This window comes from Desulfovibrio sp. 1188_IL3213 (genome assembly GCF_036763145.1).
In the GTDB taxonomy this organism is placed as follows: domain Bacteria; phylum Desulfobacterota; class Desulfovibrionia; order Desulfovibrionales; family Desulfovibrionaceae; genus Desulfovibrio.
The window spans coordinates 1-7,064 of the sequence record NZ_JBAIYR010000092.1 but is presented as its reverse complement, the minus strand read 5'-3'; the positions used below and the strand labels follow the sequence as shown (position 1 = coordinate 7,064).

Sequence of the window (7,064 nt, the reverse complement as noted above, 5' to 3'; positions counted from 1 at the left end):
CAAGCTTTTCCCATACCTCATCAGAAATGTCATGTCGCCGATGTGCTGGAGTTGTCATAATCACCTCGCTGTGCGAAGAGTATGACAGAAAAAGCAAATCTAAACAATCTCGTGACTACAGTGCCTAATAGCTTAAAAAAGAATCTAAGAAATGCGCGGCAACGCATGATACATTGCTATCAGGTAACGGGAGAACAATGTTATATCCTTGACATGGTATTTCTTGAGATTGAAGATCTACAGATTTTTCTAGATATTGTCGTCAAATTATTTCCGCCCACAATGAAATACACCTGATTTGTACCGCTACCAGAAAAGAAAGGCTTCGTTTTGCGTAACGTGTGGCGATGCCCCGCCACCGCTTGAGGTGCAAACTGAGATAGGTCGTCAATTTCGTACGCCATATTAAGCGGCAATCGGCAGTTTTGGTTCCATCATCCTGCTTCTGACAAACGCCGCTGGTGAGAGATAGCCAAGTGTTGCCTGGCGTCTTTGTCGATTATAAAAAACCTCAATATACTCACTTATATCCGTAATGGCTTCAGCCTGTGAGCGATAGCTTTTGCGATGGACCAACTCATTTTTCAGCAAGCCCCAGAAGCTTTCCATGGGTGCGTTGTCGTAACAATCCCCTTTTTTGCTCATGGAGCAGACCAGACCGTATGAGTGGAGTCTTTCTTGGTAGGCTGCGCTGCAATACTGGCTGCCGCGATCCGAATGCAGAATCAGTCCCACAGGCGGGCGATGCAAGCGCGCCGCCTTCGTCAATGCAGCCAAGACAAGTCCGGTGTCCATACGTTCGGCCAGGCTGAAGCCGACAATTTTCCGTTGTGACTTCCACACCAACGAGAAAAGGGAACTCATGTTTCCATGAATTCCCTTTAAATCTCTGGTCGGGATGAAAGGATTTGAACCTTCGACCCCTTGAACCCCATTCAAGTGCGCTCCCAGGCTGCGCTACATCCCGACGCGAGAAAGATAACTACGCTGAACCACCTGTTCTGTCAATCTTTTTTTAAATTATTTTTTCTTAGCAATACCAAACCGACCAAGGGGGGCAGGTACAGGTGGATAGCACCCTCAGGGCGATCGGGCAGCGGTTGGGTAAAATGCTCTACGGGCTGGCCGGAAATATCCAGATTGCCGTGTCCGGCAAAGCGCCTTTCGTCCGATGAAAGCAGTTCCGTATACTTGCCGGGAGTAACAGCAAACGTCAGGTTTTTTTGGGCATCAAGCTCATGAAAATTAAAGGCAAAAAGCAAACGTCCCCTTTCGAAGGCCAGTAGTCGTTTTTCTTCATGAATAAAACGGAAAAAAGGTGTCTGATGAAAGCTGTTCAGGTGTGGCTGCACCAGTTCCAGCATCTGAGCCTTATCCCAGGCGGCCAAAAGGCTGTATTTAAGGTCAGGGGACTCAGCCAGATGCCATTGCCTGTGGGCGTGGTCTTCCGCATCAAGCCATTCGGGATGTCCAAATTCATTGCCCATAAAATTGAGATAGCCCGCATCAGCAGTAGCCAGCGTAATAAGGCGCATAAGCCGGTAAAAGGCAAGCCCGCGCGATACGGCCCAGTTGTCTGTTGCCAGCGCCATATGACTGTACATGCGCTCACCGAGCAGCCGCCAGATCATGGCGTCTTTGCCGTTGATGCACTGGTCATGGCACTCCACATAGCTGATGGTGCGGTCATACGGCCTGTGGTTGGTCATTTCATACCACATGCTGCCCATGTCGCGAGGACTGACGACACATTTTGCCCAGTAGTCGGGAATGCCCATAGCAAAGCGGTAGTCAAAGCCAAGTCCGCCCTGTTCCGGGGGGCAGGTGAGGCCCGGCATGCCGGAAAATTCTTCGGCAATGGTTATGGCGGAGGGGCATAGCTGGTGCGTCAGGGTGTTGGACAGGGCAAGATACAGCTCGCCGCAGGTATTGCCGCGCGGCTTGCCGTCCTTGTCGTAAAAGCAGCGGCCGACATGAGAAAAATCGTCATCCATGCCGTGATCGAGATAGAGGATATTGCCCACAGCATCGGAGCGAAAACCGTCTACCCGGTATTCCTCAAGCCAGTAGCGGCAGTTGGAGAGCAGAAAACGGCGCGTCATTTCCTGACTGAAGTCAAAAGACGGCGTACCCCATTGGTTCAATGTTCCGCTGAAAAAGTAATCGCTGCCGTCATAGCGGGCAAGCCCCTGTTCGGTATTGGGGCAGGCATGGGCGTGAGGGACATCAAGGATAACGGCAAGCCCCAGACTATGCGCCGCGTCCACCAGGGCCTTGAATTCATCGGGGGTTCCGTAGCGGGAGCACGGCGCAAAATAACTGCTGACCTGATAGCCAAAAGAGCGGTAGAGGGGATGCTCCAGAATGCCCATAAGCTGCACCGCAGTATAGCCGCACTCACGTATGCGCGGCAAAACGTGCGCGGCAAAAGCCGCATAGCTGCCCACGCTGTTTTTATTGCGCTGCAAGGAGGGTTGGGCCATGCCTACATGCGCTTCATAAATGCGGGGAAAAGGCTGCCTGGCCGGGCGACGGTGCGTAAAGCGAAAGGGTTTTTCCGGCAGCCAGAGTCGGGCGCACCATTGGCCGGGCATGACCGTATCCTGTTCCACCCAGCGGGCAAAAGCCGGAACCCGGCGCAGCGCGCGCGCGCCGTGAGAGGCATTGCCGGGCTGAACGCGCAGTTCCATATAACTGCCGTGGTGCAGCGACTCTTCCGGCACAACCAGTTCAAAAAAGCCTTCTGCCTGGGGGGTAAACTGAAAGTGTGCGTGGCGCTGGAAATTGAGCGCGTCGGTGGTCAGCCACAAGGCCGCCGCATGGGGCATATACTCGCGCAGCCGCCAGAAGCTGCGGCCCGCGGCATCTTTGATTTTGTGCGCGCCAAGGCTGTGGTGCAGGTTGGCATAGGCGCGCAATGAGCCGTACTGCTCTGTAATACGGGCCAGTTCCGTTGAAAATATTTCGCCTCTTTGTTGTAAAAAAAAGCGGTAAGGCTGCAATGCCGCATCTTGTAAGGGATTTTGAGGAACAGTCTGTGTCATGGCGGCCTCCATCGGCTGGTTGCCCCAAGGAGCAGAGGGCGCAGGCACGTCACGAAGAAACAAAGCCGCCCGGTGGGCAGGGCCGCCGGGCGGGAAAAACATCGCTAGCTGTGCTGCCGCCACTGTTTGCCTGAAAGGGAGGCAAGGCAGTCAACCAACGCCTGGGTTCCCAGGTTGCCCTGTCCCCGAGCCTGCATGCTGCGGTACAGTTCTTCGGCCAGGCCTATGCCGGGCAGCACAATCTGCATGCGGCGGCATTCTTCAAGACAGAGGCCAAGGTCCTTAATAAAGTGGTTGATGAAGAAGCCGGGGGCAAAGTCGTTTTTAAGAATACGACGGCCCAAAGTGTCCATGGCCTTGCTGCCCGCAGCGCCGCCAACCACAAGCTCCATCCATTGGGCGACATCAAGTCCGGCCTCCTGCGCAAAAAGGCAGGATTCGCACACGCTGAACATCACGCCGGCAACGGCGACCTGATTGGCTAGTTTGGCTTTTTGTCCAAAACCTGGACCGCCACAGTGCATGATGTTTTTGCCCATGCTGTTGAAGCAGTTTTCTAAGCGTTCATAGCCTTCCTTGTCGCCGCCCACAAAGATGGAAAGGGTTGCGTTGCGTGCGCCCACGTCGCCGCCGGTGACGGGCGCATCAAGCGACAGGCAGCCCTGCTGCAGGGCCACATCGGCGATGCGTTCGGCCAGCGAGGGACTTGATGTGCTCATGTCGCAGACGACGCCGCCGGTGGGCAGCCCCTGTAACACACCTTCCGCGCCAAGGATGACGTTTTCCACATCCTGCGGATAGCTGACAATGGTAAAAACCACATCGGAATTGGCAGCCACCTGACGCGGAGTGTCGGCCCATTGAGCGCCTTTGGCAAGCAGCGGGTCGGCCTTGGCGCGGGTGCGGTTGTACACGGTCAGGCTATGCCCTGCATCTTGCAGGTGACCGGCCATGGACAAACCCATAACCCCGGTTCCAATCCAGCCTATGCGCATTTTTTCAGCCATGTTAACACTCCTTTGGCTACTGAAAGCGGCGTTCCAGAATTTCCTTTTGCATGATCTCTCGCGGCAACGCTTTGTTTTTGCGCAACAAATCAACATGTTTGCGGTACAGATCAAGGTTGCGCCGCATGTTTTCGTTGAACGGGTCACTGCCGCTGAAATCCTTGCTCAGGGTATCATAGGCTGCTGACAGTGTTTCCGGCGTCATTTGCGCGCCGTCTTCCACCTTGCTGCGATAAAAGGTCAGGGATTTGTCGAGGCTGGTATCCAGCATGACAAGCCCTCTGCGGGCAGTATCCATTATCTGGCGCAGTTTTTCAAGTTCGGCGCCCTTGGTGGTCTTGCTTTCTCTCTGCATGCCATCCAACTGGGATTGCAGGGATTTTCTCCTGATAGAATAGTTGCGGATGGTCTCGGTCATATACACGCCGGTGCGTATGAGCGACTGTGCTTCCATCTGCTTTTGCCGCTCAAGCGTGATATTGTTTTCTTTAATGGTGTTGCGCAATTCCTGAAGATTTTTCTTTACTGCCTCATTGGGGGCGGATGCCAGCAGGCGGTCCAGTTCCTCAAGCGGGTTACGCGCGGCCTGTGTGTCGTAGCCCGCCGCTTCCATTGATTCCCCGGCGTTGCCCCATTCCGCCAGCAGTTCCTGGGGGCGTGGCCCGCCCGGGGTATTGATGCCGGAAATGACCGGGCGAAATCCCATATCGCGGGCATGCGCCGGGCCGTCGACCATGAAGAACGGCGTTTCTTCGCGGCGTCCGGGCAAAATTTCCGCCTCGCCGGAAAGAAAGGACCCGCCCTTGCGCACAAAGCCGCCAGCAGAACCGTGCAGCCTTCCGGCCAGTGAAAAGCGAAAGGCGTCCAGAACCATTTCAGCGGCATTGCCTGCGGTATCGTATATGCCCAAGGGGTTGGGCTTGCGTGAGCCGATGTTGGCGGTGTCTTCCGCTCTGGCGGCACCTTCCGGCCGATAAACGGCGTAGTCGGCCTTGTTGGACTCAGGCGGCAGGGCAAAAAAATCTTCCTGCAAAAGCTGCTGGCTGCCTGCCGTATGCCCGCCACGAGCGGCGTATTCCCATTCCGTTTCCGTGGGCAGGCGCACAAAGCCCACATTGCGGCTGTCGCCGGAAAAGCGGGGCAGGGACTGGGGAGAATTTTGCAAAAGCCATGCGGTATATTTGCGTGTAAAGTCCACGGCATCATACCAGCTCATGTCTGTCGCCGGTTTTGCCGCGTTGTTTGCCGGGGGCTGTGTGGCGGGGCAGGTCGCGTCCATTACCGCCTGCCATTGCAGCTGAGAAACCTCATACTTTGCAACAAGATAAAAGTAGTTTTGTCCTTTGGGAGCAAACTTTCGCCAATCGGGCGGCAGGTCTTCAAGGGTGAAAGCGCCGGAAAGCGCGGTATTGTAGCGACGGTCATAGAAGGCGCGGTTCGCGTTGGCGCTGTCATCCACGCCGGGGCGCAGGGGCATGTCCCACAAAAGCCCCTTGGCCGGCACGGCCACCAGCTTGAAGGCCATATCAAGCCCACAGGGCATGGGCAGCAGAATGTCGTCATCAGCGGGCCTGGGATTGCAGGCGTCTGCGGAGGTCAGTTCCCCTTTGCGGGCCAGAGCGGCTTTTGCCTGTTCCGCCGGAATGGCTGCCCCCAGCAGGGCGGCCAGCAGAACAAGGCGAAGCAGGGCAAGAAATGCGGAAAATCGCCCGGGTTTATATTTCACGAATGACCTCCGAAGGTTCAATGCGCGCAGCGCGCAGAGCCGGTCCCAGTGCCGCTGCCACGGCAAGTCCGGCCACTGCGGCGAAGGCGATGAGAAAATGTTGCGGCAGCAGGCGGCAGACCTGTTCCATGCCGCTGAGGCTGGCGCTGAAAAGACGATTGATGACCAGCGCCGCCAGCGCGTACATGCCCGATGCCAGTGCTGTGCCGAGCAGGGCGGTCAGCAGGGCCTGAGCAAGCGGCAGCAGCATGAGTCGCCCGGTGGTAAAGCCCGCAAGGCTCAGCAGGCCGAGCGTGCGCTCTTTGCGTTTCACGCTGGCAAGGGTGCTGCTGGCGGTGGATGCGAGAAAACCGGCAGCAGTGGCCGCGCAGATCAGTGCAAAAACGAGATTGAGAGCCTGAGACAGGCTGTTGACCTGCTCTATTTCTTCGGCATGGGTGTATACGTCCAGCCCTTGCTGCGCAAAGGCCTGCCGCAGGCGCATGACGGCATCCAGGTCTTTGGCGTACAGCCGAAAGCCGGGATAAAGGCGCGCGTCTTTGGGCCGTTCCTCGCCTGTCCAGCCGTTGTGCGTGCCCATTTCCGGCACTGCGCGGCCATCCCGGTAATCCTCGGTGGCTTCAAGCAGGGGAAAAGGAATAAAGGCCACATCCTTCTGCTGTGCCGCAAGGGGCAGAACGGAAACCACGCGCAGGGGAATGCGCACGCTTTGCGCCTGACCGTTCAGGCGGCGCTCCACCTTGCCTGAAAGCATGTCTCCCGTTGTCACGTGCAGTTTTTCTGCCGCAGGGGTGGAAAGGGCGATATTGACGGCCTCAGTGGCGGCATGTTGCGGCATGGTCGGCACTGCGGCGTCATAATGGCCCAGAAGGGGGTCGCCTGCGGCTGTTGGTTCGAGCGAGACCAGCAGGCTTGCCCGTCGGCCGCCCTCATCGGCAGTAAGATCCATGGTGGCGGCGATGGAGCGCGTGCGGGGCAGCACAAAGGACACGTCCTTGTGCGCGGCGAGATCATCAAGATATTGCTGCGAAAAACGCCCGCTGAGCACTGGCGAGATTTCAAGGTTGCGCGGTTCGTTGCGCAGCCTGTCCGTCAGTGTCTGCATGACGCCGAACTTGACGCCATAGAGCACCAGCAACGGGGTGAGCACTGCGGCCAGCCCGAGAACCGCGCAGGCCGAGAGCAGCTTCTCCCGCGCATAGTCCTGCCAGGAGAGGCGAAGCATCTGCGCCAGAGCCGAAAAACGTCCGGGAGTGTCAGGGCTGCGGCTCATGCCGGGACCTCCGT

General features: G+C 57.0%; 5 protein-coding genes, 1 tRNA gene and 1 pseudogene. All 7 read right to left on the bottom strand.

Going from position 1 to position 7,064, the window contains the following annotated elements:
- Positions 1–262: 262 nt before the first annotated feature.
- Positions 263–373 (bottom strand): annotated as a pseudogene (locus V6C16_RS05925) (IS5/IS1182 family transposase); the annotation flags it as partial.
- Positions 374–405: 32 nt separating this feature from the next.
- A complete protein-coding gene (locus V6C16_RS05920) occupies positions 406–864 on the bottom strand; it encodes an IS3 family transposase (RefSeq protein WP_333534478.1) in 459 nt (152 codons plus the stop codon).
- A 26-nt stretch (positions 865–890) separates the two neighbouring features.
- Positions 891–967, bottom strand: a tRNA-Pro gene (locus tag V6C16_RS05915).
- A gap of 37 nt (positions 968–1,004) precedes the next feature.
- Positions 1,005–3,044 (bottom strand): alpha-amylase family glycosyl hydrolase, encoded by a 2,040-nt coding sequence (locus tag V6C16_RS05910; protein WP_333542884.1) that lies wholly within the window; start codon positions 3,042–3,044, stop codon positions 1,005–1,007.
- A gap of 104 nt (positions 3,045–3,148) precedes the next feature.
- The gene (locus V6C16_RS05905) at positions 3,149–4,147 is read right to left on the bottom strand and encodes an NAD(P)-dependent oxidoreductase (RefSeq protein WP_333534541.1); all 999 of its coding nucleotides are present in this window, start codon (positions 4,145–4,147) and stop codon (positions 3,149–3,151) included.
- On the bottom strand, positions 4,068–5,777 hold the full coding sequence (locus tag V6C16_RS05900; RefSeq protein WP_333534542.1) for a formylglycine-generating enzyme family protein: 1,710 nt from the start codon (positions 5,775–5,777) through the stop codon (positions 4,068–4,070). The genes V6C16_RS05905 and V6C16_RS05900 overlap by 80 nt, the downstream gene beginning before the upstream one ends.
- Entirely contained in the window at positions 5,767–7,002 is a 1,236-nt protein-coding gene (locus V6C16_RS05895) for an FtsX-like permease family protein (RefSeq protein WP_333542885.1), read from the bottom strand. The genes V6C16_RS05900 and V6C16_RS05895 overlap by 11 nt, the downstream gene beginning before the upstream one ends.
- Positions 7,003–7,064 lie beyond the last annotated feature (62 nt).

Excerpts from the sequence above, each read along its gene's own strand:
- V6C16_RS05920 (WP_333534478.1), bottom strand. The coding sequence starts at position 864 with ATGAGTTCCCTTTTCTCGTTGGTGTGGAAGTCACAACGGAAAATTGTC.
- V6C16_RS05910 (WP_333542884.1), bottom strand. The coding sequence starts at position 3,044 with ATGACACAGACTGTTCCTCAAAATCCCTTACAAGATGCGGCATTGCAG.
- V6C16_RS05905 (WP_333534541.1), bottom strand. The coding sequence starts at position 4,147 with ATGTTGATTTGTTGCGCAAAAACAAAGCGTTGCCGCGAGAGATCATGC.
- V6C16_RS05895 (WP_333542885.1), bottom strand. The coding sequence starts at position 7,002 with ATGCTTCGCCTCTCCTGGCAGGACTATGCGCGGGAGAAGCTGCTCTCG.